The organism is Cryocola sp. 340MFSha3.1 (assembly GCF_000383315.1).
Lineage (GTDB): Bacteria > Actinomycetota > Actinomycetes > Actinomycetales > Microbacteriaceae > Leifsonia.
Map to the genome: position 1 here is coordinate 2188166 of NZ_KB911087.1, position 18307 is coordinate 2206472.

Here is an 18307-nt window from a genome sequence, read left to right on the forward strand (position 1 = left end):
TCGATATGCTGTGGCTCGCATGACTTCGATCAGGGGGAATCGGTATGGCGACGCGCACTCGGCTGTGGATCGTGATCGGGGCGTTCGTCACCGCCCTCTGCCTCGGACTGGGCGCCACCGTGGTGGTCCTGTTCTTCAGTGCCCGAGCAGCGTCGCAGCCGTCCGCAGTCGTGGCGTCCTACCTGTCGCACGTGGAGCGCGGAGACATCGCGACCGCGCTGCGGATGGAAGGTCGTGCAGCGAAGCCGACAGAGGTCCTGCTCACCGGCAAGGCCTACAGCCACGCCACGGATCGGATGACCGGTTTCCGCATCCTCGACACGCGCACGGTCGGAGCGGTGTCGACGGTCGAAGCGCGCATCGAACAGAAGAGCGGTTCGACGACGGCGAAGTTCGAACTGGCCAAACGGCGTGATCCGGCCAGCCTGCTGGGCGTGGACACGTGGAAACTCCGGCCGGTGGCACTGACGACGGTGGAGGTCACCCTCGGCGCGCCCGGCCGCATCGACGCGACCATTTCCGGAGTTCCCCTGGGGTGGAAGGGCGCGGTGCTGCGCATCCACGCGTTCCCGGGGAAGTATCCGGTGGCCGTCACGTCGCAGTCGCCGTGGTTCACCATTCCGAGTGCTGCGGTTGCCGTCGCCGGTTTCGGCCACTCGGACCGGTTCCAGGTCCCCGCGACGCTGACCGCGAAGGGCGAGGAAGCCGCAACGGCCGCCGCCAACGCCTGGTTCGACAAATGCGTGGCCGATCCGTCGTTCCACCCGACGGGATGCTCCTTCTGGCTGACCTCCGGTGCCGATCCCGGCGAGGTGTGGGCGAACCAGACCTGGCAGGTGCAGTCCCGGCCGACGCTCGCACTCGGCGCCTGGGATTTCGGATGCCGCACACCCACGACGGCGGACGTGAGCGCCGGCGGGTGCTGGCCGGTGACGACGTCGACGCCGGGCGAAGTCATGTTCCACGCGGACTATTCGATTCCGGCAACCGGTGAGACGGGTGAGATCACTTCGACGGGTCCGATCGAGGCGAATGTCGAAGGTTCGATCACCTCCTTCACGGACGCGGGCGCGATGTTCACCTCCGTCCTCTGGACCGACTAGAACAGTCGACGCTCGGACGCATGGCGGCGCGAAGCCTGCTCGTCAGCTCCCGTCGATCACCGTGTCGTCGGCGTGAGCGCCGTAGAACTCCGACTGCCGCCGCATGATCTCCCGCATCGACGTGTCGGGGCCGGCGCCGTAGACGGTTCCCGCGAAGTCGAGTTCCCGCTGGATGGCCCAGATGTCGTCATGCCGTTCCGGCGGCAGGAGGGATGCGGGTGAACCGACCGCGATCCATCCGATCGGGACGACGACGCCCGGCTCGAGCACGGTGTTCACCTGGACGACCCCGTTGATGCGCACTTCCGCGCCCGTGCCGATGCGGCTGCCGGGGAAGAGTGAGGCGCCGGTCGCGATGAAGGCCTCATCCTCGACGATGCTCCCGTTCACGTGGGCATGCGGCCCGACCATGACGGCGGCGCCGACCCGCGTCGGGTGCCCCGACCGTCCGCGGATCAGCGCATGCTCCATGACGACGGTGTCCTCGCCGATGGTCACCTCACCGTCCTCCGCGCTGAGCACGGCCCCGTGAAGGATGCGAGCGCCCGCCCCGACCCGGACGTCGCCGACGAGGACCGCGGACGGCGCGACAGAGGCGGTCGCGTGGATCGACGGTTCACGGTCTCGGTGTCTGATGAGCATGCGCCCATGATGGCCGATCGCGGTCGTGGACGGGATCATCCTCCGGGAGGACGCGCGATCGTGTCTGGAGGCGTTCAATAGACGCATGATCGGCATCCTCCTCCCGGTGCTGCAGGGCGCAGGCAGCGTGGCGCTCGCGTTCGTCGCTTTCGCCCTCGCGTTCAGCTGGCCCTCGCTCCTGGCGCCGCTCCTGCGGCTGCGGACCGAGCGGTCACGGCTCGCCGGGTTCGCCGGCCTGGGGCTCGTGCTCGTGCTGGCCGCATCCCTCATCTACGCGACGCCGGGCGTGCTGCTCCGCGACCCGCTGGGGCTGCTGCTCGCGTTCCCGGTCGCCGCACTGTGGCTCATCGGCGCCGTCGCCCTCGTCATCCGCGGGCTCGTCCTGGACGGCGCCGCGCGCGCCATCTCGGTCGCGTTCGCTGTGGTGGCGGGATGCGGAGCTCTCGCCGGCATCGTCTCGGCCGTCCTCGTCCAGCACGGGATGTCGGACACGGTCACGCCGACGGGCGCGTTCCTTCTCACGGTCGGGGCGCTCGCCGCTGTAGTGTTCTGGGCGCGCGCGGAGGAGCCGGAACCGCAGCTCAGCTGACCCCGGCGGCCGCCGCTGCGGCGTCGGGCAGGGGCCGACCGCCCCGCCACCGTCGGGAGATCCAGACGACTCCGTAGCCGGCGGCGAGGATGACGACGGCGATGAGAACCACGTAGAACGCGACGGACAGGTAGCCGTTCGGGCTCGTCTGCGGGTTCAGGAACGGGTACGGATACCACGGCGACTTCCCCGTCACCGGGTCCGCGGCGAACGGCGCGCGGATCAGCGTGTACACCGCCCAGAGGATCGGGAAGACGGCGATCCCCCACACGGCGCGCAGGCGCAGTGGGGTTCGCCCGGGCGCGAAGAGCCAGTCGATCAGCAGGTAAGCGGGCGCGATCACGTGCAGCACTTCGTTCGACCAGCCGACCGTCGTCCCCTGCGCGAGCGAGATGTTGCGCAGCAGCAGGTTGTAGACCACCCCGGTCGTCACCAGATAGGTGACGGATGCGGCACGCAGCCCGGTGAACCATCCCGGGTCGTCCCCCTTCCGCACGATCAGCAGAACCGCGCCGATCCCGAGCACGACGACTCCCAGAACGTTCGAGTCGATCGTGAAGAAGCTGAAGAAGTTCGCAACCAGACCGGCGACGTTGCCGCCCCGATCGCCGATGGATCGAACACTGGTCGTGAACTGGGCGATGACCGCCGCCAGGGTGAGGAGGAAGAACACCGCGCGGAGAACCGCGAAACCGATCCGCATGCCGCGATCGTAGCGAGCGAGCGGCCGTCGGTGGGCGAACGCGCAGGAACCCGCCGACTAGAATGGTTGGCGAATCCCGTATGAAAGAGGGCCTACGTGGCTACCGCCGTCCCTGCCCAGCATTCCGACATCCACGCGCACAGCCGGTACTGGGTCGTTCCCGCCGTCCGTGCCGTCGTCGCGTTGGCCGCCGCAGCGGTCATCACCTTCACCCGGGATGCGCACACGGCGATGTTCGGCCTCATCGTGTTCGGGGTCTTCGCGATCGTCGACGGGCTCGCCACCGGCGTGTTGAGCGCACTGCTCGCCGGCCGCCGCATCACCCGCGTGCTCTTCGCGGTGCAGGGAGCGATCGGCGTGATCGCCGGCGTCCTCGCCCTGGTGCTGTCGCACTCCGGGCTCGGCCTCTTCCTCTACCTGGTGACGGTGTGGGCGGCGCTCACCGGCATCCTCGAGCTCTACAACGGTGTCCGCGAACGCGGCCGCGACGCCGCCGCCCGCGACTGGCTCATCACCGGCGCCCTGACCGCCGTGTTGGCTCTCGTCCTGCTGTTCGTGCCCGCCGACGCGGTGCTCGCGATCGGCCTGTTCGGCGCCTGGGCCGTCATTGTCGGCGTCTTCCAGGGGATCGGGGCGGCGACGTTGCGGAGCGCGGCGCACGAGCGGACGCCATCGCGCGGAGCGGAGAGCGGATCGTGAGCCGGCGCAGCAAGAAGGACTCCCGAGTGAACCAGAGCCTGCAGCCGACGCGGCGCGACCGCTTCCTTCCCGTCGAGCTGCTGGGCATCTCGGCCGGGCTCGCCGTCTTCGTCGGCCTGATCGTGCTGGTCGCCACGCGGGAGTTCGTGCTCGCCGGGGTCGGCCTCGGCGTCACGTTCATCATCAGCGTCGTCCTGCTCGCCCTGTTCGCGCTCGCGTTCAAGCCGACCGAGGCCGAGGTGCAGGACATCCACGAGCAGGATGCGGAGGCGCGCGCCAAGGCGCAGGCCCGCGCGGAGGGCGAAGACCGGCCCCGCGGCCACTGACCGCTCCCCCGGCCCGCGCTGGCGGGGTCGCCGCGCCCTACAGGTAGTCGACCAGCTCCGACGCCAGGCCGATGTAGCCGGCCGGCGTGAGGGCCAGCAGCCGGTTCTTCGCGGCCTGGCCGATCTCCAGCCCGTTGACGAACTCGGTCAGCGCGGCGTGGTCGACCCGCTTGCCGCGCGTCAGTTCCTTCAGCAGCGCGTACGGGTCGGTGATGGTCGAACGGCCGGCGGTGACCTCGGCGCGGATCACCGTCTGGATGGCCTCGGCGAGCACCTCCCAGTTGGCGTCGAGGTCGTCGGCGAGAGCCTGGCGGTCGATCGCGATCTGGCCGAGTCCGCGCTCGATGTTGTCGAGGGCGAGGAGCGAGTGACCGAGCCCGACGCCGATGTTCCGCTGCGTGGTCGAGTCGGTCAGGTCGCGCTGCAGGCGGCTGGTGACGAGCGTCGCGGCGAGCGAGTCGAGCACCGCGCTCGAGAGCTCGAGGTTGGCCTCGGCGTTCTCGAAGCGGATCGGGTTCACCTTGTGCGGCATGGTCGACGAACCGGTGGCGCCCGGCTCGGGGACCTGACGGAAGTAGCCGAGCGAGATGTACGTCCAGATGTCGGTGCACAGGTTGTGCAGGATGCGGTTGGCGTGCGAGATGCGCGAGTAGAGCTCGGCCTGCCAGTCGTGCGACTCGATCTGCGTGGTCAGCGGGTTCCAGTCGAGGCCGAGGCTCTCGACGAACTCGCGCGAGATGCGCGGCCAGTCGGCGTCCGGGTCGGCGACGAGATGCGCCGCGAAGGTGCCCGTCGCGCCGCTGAACTTGCCCAGGTGCACGCCGCCCTCGATCTGCTCCCGCACCCGCTCGAGGCGGTGCACGAAGACCGCGAGCTCTTTGCCCATGGTCGTCGGGGTGGCCGGCTGCCCGTGCGTGCGGGCGAGCATCGCGTCGTCGCGGTACTGCTTCGCCTGTGCGCGGAGCTCCGCGATGACCGCCCGGAACTTCGGCAGCCAGGACTCGCTCACCGCGGCGCTCACCGTCAGGGCGTACGAGAGGTTGTTGATGTCCTCGCTGGTCGCAGCGAAGTGCGTGAGCTCGGCGATGTGGTCGAGTCCGAGCGCGTGCAGCCGCTCGCGGACCAGGTACTCGACGGCCTTCACGTCGTGCCTGGTGGTCGCCTCCAGCTCGGCGAGCCGGTCGATCTCTGCCTGCCCGAACTCGTCGGCGAGCGCCCGGAGCATCGCCTTCTGCTCACCGGTCAGCGGGGAGGAGCCGAACATCCGGTGCTCGGTCAGGTAGATCAGCCACTCGACCTCGACCTGGACGCGGGCACGGTTCAGGCCGGCCTCCGACAGGTGGTCGCCGAGGCCGATCACGGCGGACCGGTAGCGGCCGTCGAGGGGGCTGAGCGGCTGGGGAGGCAGGGCGGACATGGTGCTCCTCGCGGGATCAGGCGGCGGGTACCCGACCATTCTCCCGCACGTGCGCGGCGCCCGCGGACGTCAGTCGCGGCTGACGGGCCGGATGAGCAGCCCGAGCAGCCACGCGATGATGCCCAGCACGAGCGCGCCGAGGACGCCCCACCAGAAGCCGTCGATGTGGAGCCCGAAGCCCATGGCATCGCTGATCCACGACACGATGAACAGCAGGAACGCGTTCACGAGCAGCGAGATCAGCCCGAGCGTGAGGATGTACAGCGGGAACGCGACCACCCGGATGACCGTGCCGACGATCGCGTTCACCAGGCCGAAGATCAGCGCGATGAGCAGGTAGGTCAGAACGGTGGCGGTGGTGTCCGGAGCGTACGGGTGCACGGTCACACCGCTGACGATCAGCGTCGTGAGCCAGAGGGCGAGGGCGTTGACGATCAGTCTGAGCAGGAATCGCATGGCTTCATCCTTCCAGTGAGCGCGGCTGGGGTACAGGGGTGGCGCTAGAGTCGGCGCGTGGCGAGAGCGGATGGGCTGATCGAACCGGAGCCGTTGCGGGCCGTCCCGGCGAAGAAGGTGTACCCACCACTGCAGTGGTGGCCGCTCCGCGTGATGAACCCGTGGCACAAACTCGCGGTGCTCGTCGTGCAGAACGCGGCGATTCGTCTCATCAGCCTCAGCCTCGGTCTGGTGCTTCCGGCCATGGTGAACTCGGTAGTCACCCAGACCCTCGTGGTTGTCACTGTCATTGCGACGGCGCGCTCGTTCCGCGGCTTCGGAGAGCCCGTTGCCGCGCCCAGGGCGTGGTGGAGGCTGTCGGCACGCCCGCTGATCGGCTGGTGGCTGGCCGCGATGTACCTCCTCGGCGCTTCCACCCCGCTCTTCGACCCCCGCCTCCGTGACGCGGGCTGGGCGATCGTGTTCGTGGAGACCGCCTTCTTGGGCCTCGCGTTCCTCAACTCGTCGATTCGCCTCACAGCCCAGCGGCGTCATCCACAGATCTAGGGAATTCCTCCCGCGGTATGCGGGCGCGGCTAAGTTGGGTCTGTGAGTTCGGATGACACGCTCGGCGTGAGACTACGGCCCGAGATCGTCGCGGTGCCCGCCTACAGGCAGGGGCGACCCGCGCCGGCTGACGGCTTCAAGCTGTCGAGCAACGAGAATCCTTTCCCGCCTCTGCCCTCGGTCGTCGAGGCCGTGGCGGCCACCCTGCGCGAGCTCAACCGTTACCCGAACGCGGGCGGCGCCGACCTGCGCGAGCGCCTGGCGGAGCGGCATGGCGTGAGCGTCGGCGAGGTCCACCTGGGCAGCGGCTCGGTCGCGCTGCTCTCTCAGCTGATCTCGGCTGCAGCCGGGGTCGGCGACGAGGTCGTGTACTCCTGGCGGTCGTTCGAGGCCTACCCCGGTCTGGTTACCGTCGCGGGAGCGACCAGTGTGCAGGTGCCGAACCGCCCAGACGGCAGCCACGACCTGGAGGCGATGGCCGCCGCCATCACCGACCGCACGCGGGTAGTCATCGTGTGCACTCCCAACAACCCCACCGGCACCATCGTGACCGCCGCCGACTTCGAGGCGTTCATGGCACGGGTGCCGTCCGACCTGCTCGTGCTGCTCGACGAGGCGTACTACGAGTTCGTCACCGACGATGCAGCTGTCGACGGCATCCCGCTGCTCTCCCGCTATCCCAACCTCGTCGTGCTGCGCACGTTCTCGAAGGCCTATGGGCTGGCGGCGCTGCGTATCGGCTATGCCGTCGGCCCGCAGGCGGTGCTGGATGCTGCCCGTTCGGCGGCCATCCCGCTCTCGGTGACCGACGCCTCCCGCGTCGCGGCCCTCGCGTCCATCGAGGCGGAGGACGAGCTGATGGAGCGCGTCGCTCGAGTGGCGATGCGCCGCGACCGGCTCCGCAACGCCCTGCTCGAACAGGGCTGGGCGGTTCCAGAGGCTCAGGGCAACTTCGTGTGGCTCGCAACCGGTGAGCAGACCGTGGAGGCCAACGACGCCTTCTTCGACGCCGGGCTGACCGTACGGGCTTTCCCGCCGGAGGGCATCCGCATCAGCGTCGGCGAGGAGGAATCTGTGGAGAAACTCCTGCAGGTCGCGGGTGATCTTGTGCAGAACCTACCAAATGGGCACCCGGGCAAGCGGTTAGGTTAGACAGGTGGTTGCGACGAACGAAATCCCGCGCCCGGCGAACACCGTCCAGCTGCTGACCGCGGAAGGCCGGTTCCAGCCGAGCGAGACGTCGGCCGAATACCTCCCCTACCTGGAGCGGCTCGACGAGAACGACTACCGCCGCTTCTACCGCGACATGGTGCGCGTTCGCGCCTTGGACCATGAGGCGGCGAACCTGCAGCGGCAGGGACAACTCGGGCTCTGGGTCCCGAGCGAAGGGCAGGAAGGCGCCCAGGTCGGCTCGGCGCATGCCGCCAAGCCGCAGGACCACCTCTTCCCGTCCTACCGCGAACACGCCGTCGGAATGGTCCGGGGCATCGACCCGATCGGGATCATCGGCCTCCTCCGCGGCACGACACACGGCGGATGGGACCCGACCGACCCGGCCGTCGGCAACTTCCACCTCTACACGCTGGTCATCGGCTCGCAGACCCTGCACGCCACCGGCTACGCCATGGGCATAAAGCTCGATGGCAAGGTCGGCACGGGCGACCCGTCGAAGGACGAGGCGTCCATCGTGTACTTCGGCGACGGCGCGACCAGCCAGGGGGATGTCAACGAGGCGTACGTCTTCGCGGCCAGCTACCAGACCCCGCAGGTGTTCTTCCTGCAGAACAACCACTGGGCGATCTCCGTGCCGGTGAGCACGCAGTCGCGCACCCCGCTCTACCTCCGGTCGAGCGGGTTCGGCATCCCGGGCGTCCAGATCGACGGAAACGACGTGCTCGCGGCCTACGCCGTGACCGCCAAGCACCTCGACGACGCCAGGAACGGCGAGGGCCCGAGCATGATCGAGGCCCTGACCTACCGGATGGGCGCCCACACCTCCAGCGACGACCCGAGCAAGTACCGCACCGACGAGGAGCTGGCCTCCTGGGCCGAGCGCGACCCGATCCGCCGGTTCCGCGTCTTCCTCGAAGAGCAGGGCGTCGGGCAGGGCTTCTTCGACAGCGCAGACGAGGAGGCGGCCGATCTCGCCGCCGACATCCGCCGTCGCACGCTCGAGCTGGCGCCGCCGCCTGTCGCGTCGATGTTCCAGCACGTCTACAGTGAGCCGCATCCCGTGACGGACGAGCAACGACGCTGGCTCGAGGAGTACGAGGCGTCGTTCGGAGGTGACGCATGAGTGACGTGAGGAGCGAGGCCGAATACGTGGAGGCCGAGCTGATCGAGAATCCCGGCGACAGCGCAGAGTCACGCGACGACGGGGCCTCCGTCGACACCGCGTCGCTCGACACGCAGGCGATCGACGTCGTCGAGATCGTCGAGAGCGACCCCGACTCGCGGGTGCTCGAGGAGCACGTCGCCGAGCAGGAGTGGACGCGTGAATTCGTGATCGACGACGAGGAGAGCGATCGGGTCGACGAGCAGGAGACCGCGCAGCCGGACCTCCAGGCATCGGCCGAGGTCGGAGAGGCGGCGGCCGAGGCGGAGCACGACGGTCCGGCGGTCACCGACTCCGAGCCGACGGTGGATGCGGCGCCCGAGCCGCGCATCCAGTCCCTTCCGATGGTCAAGGCGCTCAACGCCGGTCTGCGACGCGCGCTCGCCGACGACCCGCGCGTCATCCTGATGGGCGAGGACATCGGCCCGCTGGGCGGCGTCTTCCGCGTCACCGAGGGGCTGCAGAAGGAGTTCGGACCGCAGCGGGTGATGGACACACCGCTCGCCGAGGCCGGCATCATCGGAACCGCGATCGGACTCGCGATGCGCGGATACCGTCCGGTCGTCGAGATCCAGTTCAACGGCTTCGTCTTCCCCGGCTTCGACCAGATCACGACGCAGCTCGCGAAGATGACCAACCGCCACAGCGGCCGCATCCCCTTCCCCGTCGTCATCCGCATCCCACACGGCGGACACATCGGGGCCGTCGAGCACCACCAGGAGGCCCCGGAGGCGTACTTCGCCCACACCGCAGGTCTGCGCGTGGTCGCCCCGTCCACACCGCACGACGCCTACTGGATGATCCAGGAGGCGATCCGCTCCGACGATCCCGTCGTCTTCTTCGAACCGATGAGCCGCTACTGGCCGAAGGGCGAGGTCGACCTGGTCGAGAACCCGACGCCGCTGCACGCCAGCCGGGTCGTCCGAACCGGAACGGACGCGACCATCGTCGCGTGGGCAGGCATGGTGAGCGTCGCCCTGCGCGCCGCCGAGCTCGCCGCCGAGGAGGGCCGCAGCCTCGAGGTCGTCGACCTCCGCTCGCTCTCCCCCGTCGACTACGGCCCGGTGATCGCATCCGTGCAGAAGACCGGCCGGCTGATCATCGCGCAGGAGGCGCCGAGCAACGTCTCGGTGGGCTCCGAGGTCGCGGCGACCGTCGCCGAGAAGGCCTTCTATTCGCTGGAGGCGCCCGTCATGCGCGTCGCCGGCTTCGACGTCCCGTTCCCGCCGGCGAAGCTCGAGGAGCTGTACCTCCCCGACGCCGACCGCATCCTCGAGGCCGTCGACCGGGCGCTCGCCTACTGACGCCCGGCGCATACATCGGCGGCGCTGCCCGCCGCGAGACCGACAGAGAGAAGTCGCACATGAGCGAGTCCCAGTTCCTCCTGCCCGATGTGGGCGAGGGCCTGACCGAGGCGGAGATCGTCTCGTGGAAGGTGACCCCGGGCGAGCAGGTCGCGGTCAACCAGGTGATCGTCGAGATCGAGACCGCGAAGTCGCTCGTCGAGCTGCCGTCGCCGTTCGAGGGAACGGTCGGCGAACTCCTCGTCTCCGAAGGCCAGACCGTCGAGGTCGGCACCCCGATCTTCACGGTGACGGCCGGCGGGGAGGCCGCCGAGGCGCCCGTCCGTGAGCCGCAGCCCGCCGAGGAGCTCGCGGCCGACACCGCCGCGAGCGTCTCGCACGAAGAGGAGCCGAAGGCCGGTGCCGTGCTGGTCGGCTACGGCTCCGCCGGGCACGGATCGAGCCGTCGCCGCCGCGTCACGCACCCTGGCACGGCGTCCCTGCCGGTGGCCTTCTCCGGATCCGTCGCACAGCAGGCGGCGCCCACCGCCCCGTCGGCTCCCGCTCCCGCGGCCACGGCTGCACAGGCTACCCCTGCCGCGGCCTCCCCGGCCTCGGCGCCCGCCGCACCTGCACCCCACGCAGCACCTGTGGCACACACCGCTCCGACGCCGCACGCCGGCGGCCCGGTGATCGCCAAGCCGCCCGTCCGCAAGCTCGCCAAAGACCTGGGCGTCGACATCACCGTCGTCACTCCGACCGGCCCTGTCGGCGACGTCACCCGCGACGACGTGCTGCGCGAGGCGTCGCAGGTCACGGTCTTCCGCAACATCCAGACGCCGGAGTGGCCGGACGACCGCGAGGAGCGCATCCCGGTCAAGGGCGTCCGCAAGGCGATCGCCAACGCGATGACGTCGAGCGCGTTCAGCGCCCCGCACGTCAGCCTCTTCGTCGACGTGGATGCCACCCGCACCATGGAGTTCGTCAAGCGGCTCAAGAACTCGACCGACTTCGCCGGCATCAAGGTGTCTCCGCTGCTGATCATGGCGAAGGCCATCATCTGGGCCGTCCGCCGCAACCCCACCGTCAACTCGGCGTGGACGGACGAGGAGATCATCGTCCGCCACTACGTGAACCTCGGGATCGCCGCGGCGACCCCCCGCGGCCTCATCGTGCCGAACATCAAGGAGGCGCAGGGCATGACGCTGCTGGAGCTGGCGCGAGCCCTCGAGCAGCTGACCCTCACAGCCCGCGACGGCAAGACGCCGCCGGCAGACATGAGCGGCGGCACGATCACCATCACGAACATCGGCGTGTTCGGGATGGACACCGGCACGCCCATCCTGAACCCGGGCGAGGTCGGCATCGTCGCCCTCGGAACGATCAAGCAGAAGCCCTGGGTGGTCGACGGCGAGGTCCGCCCGCGCTTCGTCACCACACTGGGCGCGTCGTTCGACCACCGTGTCGTCGACGGGGATGTGGCATCGCGCTTCCTGGCGGACGTCGCGTCGATCATCGAAGAGCCTGCGCTGCTCCTCGACTGAATTTGACAATCATTTTCAATAAGCCGTAATGTGAGCGGGTGCCCGCGACCGCGGGCATCCACTTCTTCACGTCGTTCGCGACTTAGACAGGCTTACCCATGAAGACGCGTTCTCTCGTCTCCGCCCTCACCGCGGCCGCCATCGCCCTGACCCTGGCCGGCTGCTCCTCGTCGTCGGCCGGCTCCGACGACGGCACCGTCCGCGTCGTCGCCAGCACCGATGTATACGGCGACATCGCGACCACCATCGGCGGCGACGCCGTGCACGTCACCTCGCTGATGACCGACCCCGCGCAGGATCCGCATTCCTTCGAGGCGAGCGCCCAGAACCAGCTCGCGGTGTCGAAGGCCGACGTCGTCATCGAGAATGGCGGCGGCTACGACGACTACATGCGGAACCTCGTGAAGGGCGCGAAGAACAGCGGCGTCACGGTGCTGAACGTCGTCGATCTCTCGGGCAAGAAGCCCGTCGACGGCGAACTCAACGAACACGTCTGGTACGACTTCCCCACGGTGCAGAAGTTCGCCGATGCGCTCACCGCCGCCCTGTCCGCCGCGGACCCTTCGCAGAAGGCGACCTTCGAGAAGAACGCTTCGGCGTTCGGCGAGAAGCTGTCGGCACTCGAGGCCACCGAGGCGCAGCTGAAGTCGACGTACGCGGGCGAAGGCGTAGCCATCACCGAACCCGTGCCGCTGTACCTGCTGGACGCCATCGGGCTGGTCAACAAGACCCCCGAGAAGTTCAGCGAGGCCATCGAGGAGGAGAACGATGTCTCCCCCATCGTGCTGAAGGACACCCTCCAGCTGTTCAGCGGTCACCAGGTGAAGCTCCTCGCCTACAACGAGCAGACCACCGGCGCCGAGACCGAGAAGGTCCTCGCTGCGGCCAAGGCGGCCGGCATCCCGGTCGTCCCGGTCACCGAGACCCTGCCAGAGGGCATGCACTACATCGAGTGGATGAGCGGCAACCTCGGCGCCGTGAAGGGCGCGCTGGCGAAGTGACCGAACCGCTCGAACGCGTGCCCGCCCCCGACTCCCGGGACGTGGTGCTCCGGCTGCGCGATGCGTCGCTCGGCTTCGGCGACCGCACCCTCTGGAGCGGTCTCGACCTCGACGTGCACGCGGGCGAGTTCGTCGCGGTGCTCGGGCCGAACGGCTCGGGTAAGACGAGCCTGCTGCGGACCATCCTCGGGCAGCAGCACCTCGACAGCGGAGAGATCGCCTTCGAGGGGCACCCGGTACGCCGGGGCGACCGACGGATCGGCTACATCCCGCAGCAGAAGCTCATCCCGGCGGGCACGCCCATGCGCGCCCGCGACCTCGTCGCCCTCGGCGTCAACGGTCACCGCTGGGGGCTGCCGCTCCCCCGCCGCTCCGACCGCGAGCAGGTCGACCGGCTGATCGACTCCGTCGGCGCGCGCCGCTACGCCGACACGGCGGTGGGCTCGCTGTCCGGCGGCGAGCAGCAGCGACTGCGTGTGGCGCAGGCGCTCGCCGGTGACCCGGCCCTGCTGCTCTGCGATGAGCCGCTCCTGTCCCTCGACCTCCAGCACCAGCGCGGCGTGAGCGAGCTCATCGACCGCCGTCGCCGCGACCACGGGAGCGCCGTCGTCTTCGTGACCCACGACGTGAATCCGGTGCTCGGGATGGTGGACCGCGTCCTGTATCTGGCCGGCGGCCGCTTCCGCACGGGCACACCGGACGAGGTGCTCCGCAGCGACGTGCTGACCGACCTGTACGGGACGCCGGTGGATGTCATCCGCAGCCGCGGCAGGATCGTGGTCGTCGGCATCCCGGACGCCGAGACGCACGACCACCACATCCACACCCGCACCGAGCACCCGGAGCCGGCGGCATGATGCACCTCGACATCTGGCAGCAGCTGTTCGACTTCAGCGACTACGGCGAGCTGCTGCTACTCGTGAAGAACTCGATCTTCGCCGGAGCGATCCTCGGTATCGTCGGCGGTCTGATCGGCGTGTTCGTGATGCAGCGGGACATGGCGTTCGCGGTGCACGGGATCAGCGAGCTGTCGTTCGCCGGAGCGGCGATCGCCCTGCTGTTCGGCGTCAACGTCGTGGCGGGGTCGCTCGCCGGGTCGCTGGTTGCAGCCGTCCTGATCGGTCTCCTCGGGGCGAAAGCCCGCGACCGCAACTCGATCATCGCCGTGCTGATGCCCTTCGGGCTCGGGCTCGGCATCCTGGCGCTCGCGCTCTACCCCGGTCGCAGCGCGAACAAGTTCGGGCTGCTCACCGGGCAGATCGTGTCGGTCGACGATCCGCAGCTCGGCTGGCTGCTGATCATCGGCGCGATCGTGCTGGTCGCGCTGCTGCTGATGTGGCGCCCGCTGACCTTCGACAGCCTGGATGCGGACGTCGCCGCCTCACGCGGCGTCCCGACCAGGTTCGTCGCCCTGGCCTTCATGGTGCTGCTCGGCCTTGCGGTCGCGGTGTCCGTCCAGATCGTCGGCGCGCTGCTCGTGCTCTCGCTGCTGGTCACACCCGCCGCGGCCGCGATGCGCATCTCGTCGTCGCCCCTCGGCGTGCCGGTGCTCAGCGTGCTGTTCGCTCTGGTCTCGGTGGTGGGCGGCATCCTGCTCGCCCTGGGCAGCGCGCTCCCCATCAGCCCGTACGTGACGACCATCTCGTTCCTGATCTACGTCGTCTGCCGCATCGTCGGCGGTCGGCGTGTGCGCCGCCGCGGTGCGGCGACGACTTCTCGGCGACTCGTGAGCCAGGCGGGCTAGCCTGGGATGGTGAAGCGGAACACCTGGCAGCGGGAGGCCGTCCGCGAGGCCCTGACCTCGACGGAGGGCTTCATCAGCGCGCAGGGGCTGCACCTGAGCCTGCACGAGGCGGGCTCGCCCATCGGCCTGGCCACCGTGTACCGCGCGCTCGCCGACCTCGCGGCGGAAGGCGACGCCGACTCGCTCCAGTCGCCCGAGGGCGAGAGCCTGTACCGCGCCTGCACCACGGGCCACCATCATCACCTGATCTGCCGCAACTGCGGGCTGACGGTGGAGATCGAGGCGGATGCGGTCGAGCAGTGGGCGCGGCAGGCCGCCGCGGCCCACGGATTCACGCAGGCGCAGCACGTCGTCGATGTCTTCGGGCTGTGCGCCGCGTGCACGGCCAAGAGCGATTTGGCCGGCACCGCGTCCATGCCGTAGCATGGTTGTTTGGCTGAGTGGGCTCCTCCCGCTCAGATCGTATGCGAAACCCCCATCACGAAGACGACGGGGAAGTCGTATGCCGACAAGTGACCTTGGGTGGTGCCGACCGGCACCACGGTATTGGAGAAGAAAGCAATGGCAGCAGTGTGCCAGGTGACTGGAGCCGTTCCCGGCTTCGGTCACAACATCTCGCACTCGCACCGTCGCACGAAGCGCCGGTTCGACCCGAACATCCAGAAGAAGACGTACTACGTGCCGTCGCTTCGCCGTAACGTCACCCTGACGCTGAGCGCCAAGGGCATCAAGGTCATCGATGCCCGTGGCATCGAGTCCGTGGTCAAGGACCTCCTGGCCCGTGGGGAGAAGATCTAAGCATGGCGAAGCAGCAGGACGTCCGTCCGATCATCAAGCTCCGTTCGACGGCGGGCACCGGGTACACCTACGTGACCCGCAAGAACCGCCGCAACGACCCCGACCGACTCGTGCTCAAGAAGTACGACCCCGTAGTGCGCAAGCACGTCGACTTCCGAGAGGAGCGCTAAACATGGCCAAGAAGTCAAAGATCGCCAAGAACGAGCAGCGCAAGGTCATCGTCGAGCGCTACGCCGCGAAGCGTGCCGAGCTGAAGAAGGCTCTCGTCGACCCGAACGGCTCCGACGAGTCCCGTGAGGCCGCTCGCCTGGGCCTGCAGAAGCTGCCCCGCGACGCCTCCCCGATCCGCGTGCGCAACCGCGACGCGGTCGACGGCCGTCCGCGCGGAAACCTCAGCAAGTTCGGTATCTCGCGTGTCCGTTTCCGTGACATGGCGCACCGCGGCGAGCTGCCCGGCATCACCAAGTCGAGCTGGTAAGCCAGCGCGACGACGCACCTCGAGGGGCGTCCGGCTTCGGCCGGGCGCCCCTTTGCCGTACCCGAATGGATGCTCGAAGCTGCGCATCCGGTCCGATGTCGGCGAAAGAGGACGAAGTTCCGCGTGTTTCCGCGGGTTTCTGATACATTCAAGGCGGTCAACCGACCAAACGTTACGGCCCTCAGTGGCCTCAACCGTTCCACAAGATAGCTGTAGATCCAGCACAAGGTCCGAGGAGGACACTCAATGGCTGACAACCTGAACAAGACCGAGCTCGTTGCTGCCGTCGCTGCGGCGTCGGGTCAGAGCCAGGCCACCGTCTCGAGCGTCGTCGACGCGTTCTTCAGCACCATCAGTGAGACCGTCGCCAAGGGCGGCAAGGTCACCATCCCCGGCTGGCTCGCCGCCGAGCGCAGCGAGACCGCTGCCCGCACCGGCCGCAACCCGCAGACCGGCGAGGAGATCTCCATCCCGGCCGGCCACCGCGTCAAGCTGACCGCGGGCTCGAAGCTCAAGGCTGCCGTCAAGTAGTCCTTCCCAGCTTTGCCTGAGGGCGGCGCCGCATCGTGCGGCGCCGCCCTCGTCGTATCTCCGGCGGGCATACGGGGGAACAGGCTGTGGGCGGCCGTCCAGGGCGGGGGACGTAGGCTGGACAGGTGCCTCGAATCCTCCGTGTGATCGGCCCTGCCGCGCTGCTCGTCGCAGCTGTGGCGGCGATGATCGCCGCCCTCGCGTTCGGCGGAGGAGCGAATGCGCCGCTGCTCGCGGACCCGGGTGCGCTCGTGCGCTGGGGTCTGCCCGCGGCGACCCTGGTGGTCAACCTCAGCCTGGCGGGCACGGTGGGCGCCCTGGTCCTGGCCTGCTTCGCGTTCAGCCCGGATCGCGACGAGTACGGCAACGCCCTCGATTTCGCCGCCGGCAGCGCCGCGGTGATGACGGTCGCCTCCGCCGCGACGGGACTGTTCACCTTCGTCAGCGTCTCGAACGTGCCCTGGTCGTTCGACGCGACCTTCAGCAACGGGCTCAGCTCGTTCATCACCAGCGTTTCGCTGGGCCAGGCGTGGCTCGGGATCACCCTCATCGCGGCGGCCGTCACGGTGCTCTGCTTCGCGGTTCGCAACCAGACGGCGATCGTCTTCGTCACTCTGCTGGCCATGGCGACCGTCGTGCCGATGGCGCAGCAGGGCCACAGCGCGGAGGCAGCCGGTCACGACGCCGCGGTGACGTCGTTCGGGCTCCACGTACTGTTCGCGGCGATCTGGCTGGGCGGCCTGGTGACGCTCATCGTGGTGAAGCAGCGGCTGGGCAACGGGCGACTCGTCACCGTCCTGGAGCGGTACTCGACCGTCGCGCTGATCTGCTTCGTGGTCGTCGCCGCGTCCGGATATGTCAACGCCGAGCTCCGCGTCGGGACCCTGGCCGAGCTGGCGACGCCGTACGGCATCCTGGTGCTGGTCAAGGTCGCCGCGCTCGTCGTGCTCGGCCTGTTCGGCCTCACGCAGCGGCGGTACCTGATCGGTCGGCTCAAGCAGTCCGGCGAGCCGCGGAGCTTCTGGTGGATCGTCGTGGCCGAGCTGGCGTTCATGGGCATCGCGTCCGGCGTCGCCGCAGCGCTCGCCCGCACGGTCACGCCCGTCCCGCAGACCCGTGCCGCCACCCCGACGCCCGCCGAGATCCTCACCGGAGAGAAGCTGCCTCCCGCTCTCACCTGGGACCGGCTCTTCACCTCGTGGAACTTCGACCTGCTGTGGGTGCTGGCCTGCGCCTTCGGCCTGTTCTTCTACTTCGCCGGCGTCTGGCGGCTGCGCAAGCGCGGCGACGCGTGGCCGATCTACCGCACGGTGCTGTGGACGCTGGGCATCGTCCTGCTGTTCTACATCACCAACGGCGGCGTCAACGTCTACGAGAAGTACCTGTTCTCGGCCCACATGTCGGCGCACATGGTGCTGACGATGGGCGTGCCCCTGCTGCTGGTCCCTGGTGCTCCGATCACCCTGGCGGCGCGGGCGATCCGGAAGCGTCGCGACGGCTCGCGCGGCGGCCGGGAGTGGCTGCTCCTCGCCGTGCACTCGCGTTTCGCGGGTGTGATCTCCAACCCGATCGTCGCGGCGGTCCTGTTCGCCGGGTCGCTCTGGGTCTTCTACTACACCCCCGTCTTCCGCTGGGCGACGACCGACCACATCGGGCACGAGTGGATGATCGTCCACTTCCTGATCACGGGCTACCTCTTCGTGCAGTCGCTGATCGGGATCGACCCGGTGAAGTACCGCCTCCCGTACCCGTTCCGACTGCTCCTGCTGCTGCTCACGATGGCGTTCCACGCGTTCTTCGGGCTCTCGATCATGCAGATGCACGGACTGCTGCTGGCCGATTGGTTCGGGGCCATGGGCCGAACCTGGGGCGACTCCCCGCTCGTCGACCAGCAGGCCGGCGGGGGCATCGCGTGGAGCATCGGCGAGATCCCCACGGTGATCCTCGCCATCGTCGTGGCGATCCAGTGGAGCCGCAGTGACGAGCGCGAGACGAAGCGGCGCGACCGGAATGCGGATCGCACAGGCGAGGCCGAACTGAAGGCGTACAACGAGCGGCTGGCGCGCATGGCCGACCGCGACCGCGTCTCCCGCTGATCACCCGCGGAGACGG

Annotated in this window: 22 protein-coding genes; 18 read left to right on the plus strand and 4 right to left on the minus strand. The window is 69.0% G+C overall.

Translation table 11 applies throughout. The features are described 5' to 3' along the window. Positions 1–44 precede the first annotated feature (44 nt). Positions 45–1103 (plus strand): hypothetical protein, encoded by a 1059-nt coding sequence (locus H284_RS0110545; protein ID WP_020076199.1) that lies wholly within the window; start codon positions 45–47, stop codon positions 1101–1103. Between the two features lie 42 nt (positions 1104–1145). Here H284_RS0110545 and H284_RS0110550 read toward each other — a convergent pair whose 3' ends face one another. Further along, a complete protein-coding gene (locus H284_RS0110550; protein ID WP_029042903.1) occupies positions 1146–1745 on the minus strand; it encodes a gamma carbonic anhydrase family protein in 600 nt (199 codons plus the stop codon). 85 nt (positions 1746–1830) lie between these two features. Between H284_RS0110550 and H284_RS0110555 the strand changes: the two genes are divergently transcribed. Beyond that, complete coding sequence (locus H284_RS0110555) at positions 1831–2334, plus strand: hypothetical protein (RefSeq protein WP_020076201.1); 504 nt, start codon at positions 1831–1833, stop codon at positions 2332–2334. On the opposite strand, the gene H284_RS0110560 is transcribed toward H284_RS0110555, so the two are convergent. Next, positions 2327–3037 (minus strand): Pr6Pr family membrane protein, encoded by a 711-nt coding sequence (locus H284_RS0110560; RefSeq protein ID WP_020076202.1) that lies wholly within the window; start codon positions 3035–3037, stop codon positions 2327–2329. The two genes, H284_RS0110555 and H284_RS0110560, sit on opposite strands and share 8 nt — an antisense overlap. 96 nt (positions 3038–3133) lie before the next feature. Here H284_RS0110560 and H284_RS0110565 point away from each other — a divergent pair, with 96 nt between their 5' ends. After that, positions 3134–3736, plus strand: a complete 603-nt coding sequence (locus tag H284_RS0110565) for a DUF308 domain-containing protein (RefSeq protein WP_020076203.1) — start codon at positions 3134–3136, stop codon at positions 3734–3736. Continuing rightward, the gene (locus tag H284_RS0110570) at positions 3733–4062 is read left to right on the plus strand and encodes a hypothetical protein (RefSeq protein WP_020076204.1); all 330 of its coding nucleotides are present in this window, start codon (positions 3733–3735) and stop codon (positions 4060–4062) included. The genes H284_RS0110565 and H284_RS0110570 overlap by 4 nt, the downstream gene beginning before the upstream one ends. A 37-nt stretch (positions 4063–4099) precedes the next feature. Here H284_RS0110570 and purB read toward each other — a convergent pair whose 3' ends face one another. After that, positions 4100–5479 carry an adenylosuccinate lyase gene (purB, locus tag H284_RS0110575; RefSeq protein ID WP_020076205.1) on the minus strand — a complete coding sequence of 460 codons (1380 nt, stop codon included), beginning with the start codon at positions 5477–5479 and terminating at the stop codon, positions 4100–4102. Positions 5480–5548: 69 nt separating this feature from the next. Continuing rightward, positions 5549–5935: a phage holin family protein gene (locus tag H284_RS0110580; protein ID WP_018188998.1), complete on the minus strand. Its 387-nt coding sequence runs from the start codon at positions 5933–5935 to the stop codon at positions 5549–5551. A 57-nt stretch (positions 5936–5992) separates the two neighbouring features. Between H284_RS0110580 and H284_RS0110585 the strand changes: the two genes are divergently transcribed. The 14 genes from H284_RS0110585 to H284_RS0110650 all read left to right on the plus strand — a co-directional run bounded on the left by H284_RS0110585 (position 5993) and on the right by H284_RS0110650 (position 18291). Further along, entirely contained in the window at positions 5993–6481 is a 489-nt protein-coding gene (locus H284_RS0110585; protein ID WP_231371158.1) for a hypothetical protein, read from the plus strand. A 42-nt stretch (positions 6482–6523) separates the two neighbouring features. Next, positions 6524–7633: a pyridoxal phosphate-dependent aminotransferase gene (locus H284_RS0110590; protein WP_286132272.1), complete on the plus strand. Its 1110-nt coding sequence runs from the start codon at positions 6524–6526 to the stop codon at positions 7631–7633. Between the two features lie 4 nt (positions 7634–7637). After that, the gene (gene pdhA / locus H284_RS0110595; protein WP_020076208.1) at positions 7638–8777 is read left to right on the plus strand and encodes a pyruvate dehydrogenase (acetyl-transferring) E1 component subunit alpha; all 1140 of its coding nucleotides are present in this window, start codon (positions 7638–7640) and stop codon (positions 8775–8777) included. Between the two features lie 383 nt (positions 8778–9160). Beyond that, a complete protein-coding gene (locus tag H284_RS0110600) occupies positions 9161–10120 on the plus strand; it encodes an alpha-ketoacid dehydrogenase subunit beta (protein ID WP_039731350.1) in 960 nt (319 codons plus the stop codon). Between the two features lie 59 nt (positions 10121–10179). Continuing rightward, positions 10180–11643 carry a dihydrolipoamide acetyltransferase family protein gene (locus H284_RS0110605; RefSeq protein WP_020076210.1) on the plus strand — a complete coding sequence of 488 codons (1464 nt, stop codon included), beginning with the start codon at positions 10180–10182 and terminating at the stop codon, positions 11641–11643. A gap of 98 nt (positions 11644–11741) precedes the next feature. Further along, positions 11742–12644: a metal ABC transporter solute-binding protein, Zn/Mn family gene (locus H284_RS0110610; RefSeq protein WP_020076211.1), complete on the plus strand. Its 903-nt coding sequence runs from the start codon at positions 11742–11744 to the stop codon at positions 12642–12644. Continuing rightward, on the plus strand, positions 12641–13501 hold the full coding sequence (locus tag H284_RS0110615; RefSeq protein WP_020076212.1) for a metal ABC transporter ATP-binding protein: 861 nt from the start codon (positions 12641–12643) through the stop codon (positions 13499–13501). The genes H284_RS0110610 and H284_RS0110615 overlap by 4 nt, the downstream gene beginning before the upstream one ends. After that, entirely contained in the window at positions 13498–14388 is an 891-nt protein-coding gene (locus H284_RS0110620; protein WP_020076213.1) for a metal ABC transporter permease, read from the plus strand. Before H284_RS0110615 ends, H284_RS0110620 begins: the two co-directional genes overlap by 4 nt. Before the next feature lie 6 nt (positions 14389–14394). Beyond that, the gene (locus H284_RS0110625; RefSeq protein WP_020076214.1) at positions 14395–14811 is read left to right on the plus strand and encodes a Fur family transcriptional regulator; all 417 of its coding nucleotides are present in this window, start codon (positions 14395–14397) and stop codon (positions 14809–14811) included. A gap of 138 nt (positions 14812–14949) precedes the next feature. Next, positions 14950–15186 (plus strand): 50S ribosomal protein L28, encoded by a 237-nt coding sequence (rpmB, locus tag H284_RS0110630; RefSeq protein WP_018188988.1) that lies wholly within the window; start codon positions 14950–14952, stop codon positions 15184–15186. Between the two features lie 2 nt (positions 15187–15188). Beyond that, positions 15189–15356: a 50S ribosomal protein L33 gene (rpmG, locus tag H284_RS0110635; RefSeq protein ID WP_018188987.1), complete on the plus strand. Its 168-nt coding sequence runs from the start codon at positions 15189–15191 to the stop codon at positions 15354–15356. A gap of 2 nt (positions 15357–15358) precedes the next feature. Next, positions 15359–15664 carry a 30S ribosomal protein S14 gene (gene rpsN, locus H284_RS0110640; protein ID WP_018188986.1) on the plus strand — a complete coding sequence of 102 codons (306 nt, stop codon included), beginning with the start codon at positions 15359–15361 and terminating at the stop codon, positions 15662–15664. Positions 15665–15910: 246 nt separating this feature from the next. Next, a complete protein-coding gene (locus H284_RS0110645; RefSeq protein WP_018188985.1) occupies positions 15911–16195 on the plus strand; it encodes an HU family DNA-binding protein in 285 nt (94 codons plus the stop codon). A gap of 185 nt (positions 16196–16380) precedes the next feature. Next, positions 16381–18291: a bifunctional copper resistance protein CopD/cytochrome c oxidase assembly protein gene (locus H284_RS0110650; RefSeq protein WP_442911221.1), complete on the plus strand. Its 1911-nt coding sequence runs from the start codon at positions 16381–16383 to the stop codon at positions 18289–18291. Positions 18292–18307 lie beyond the last annotated feature (16 nt).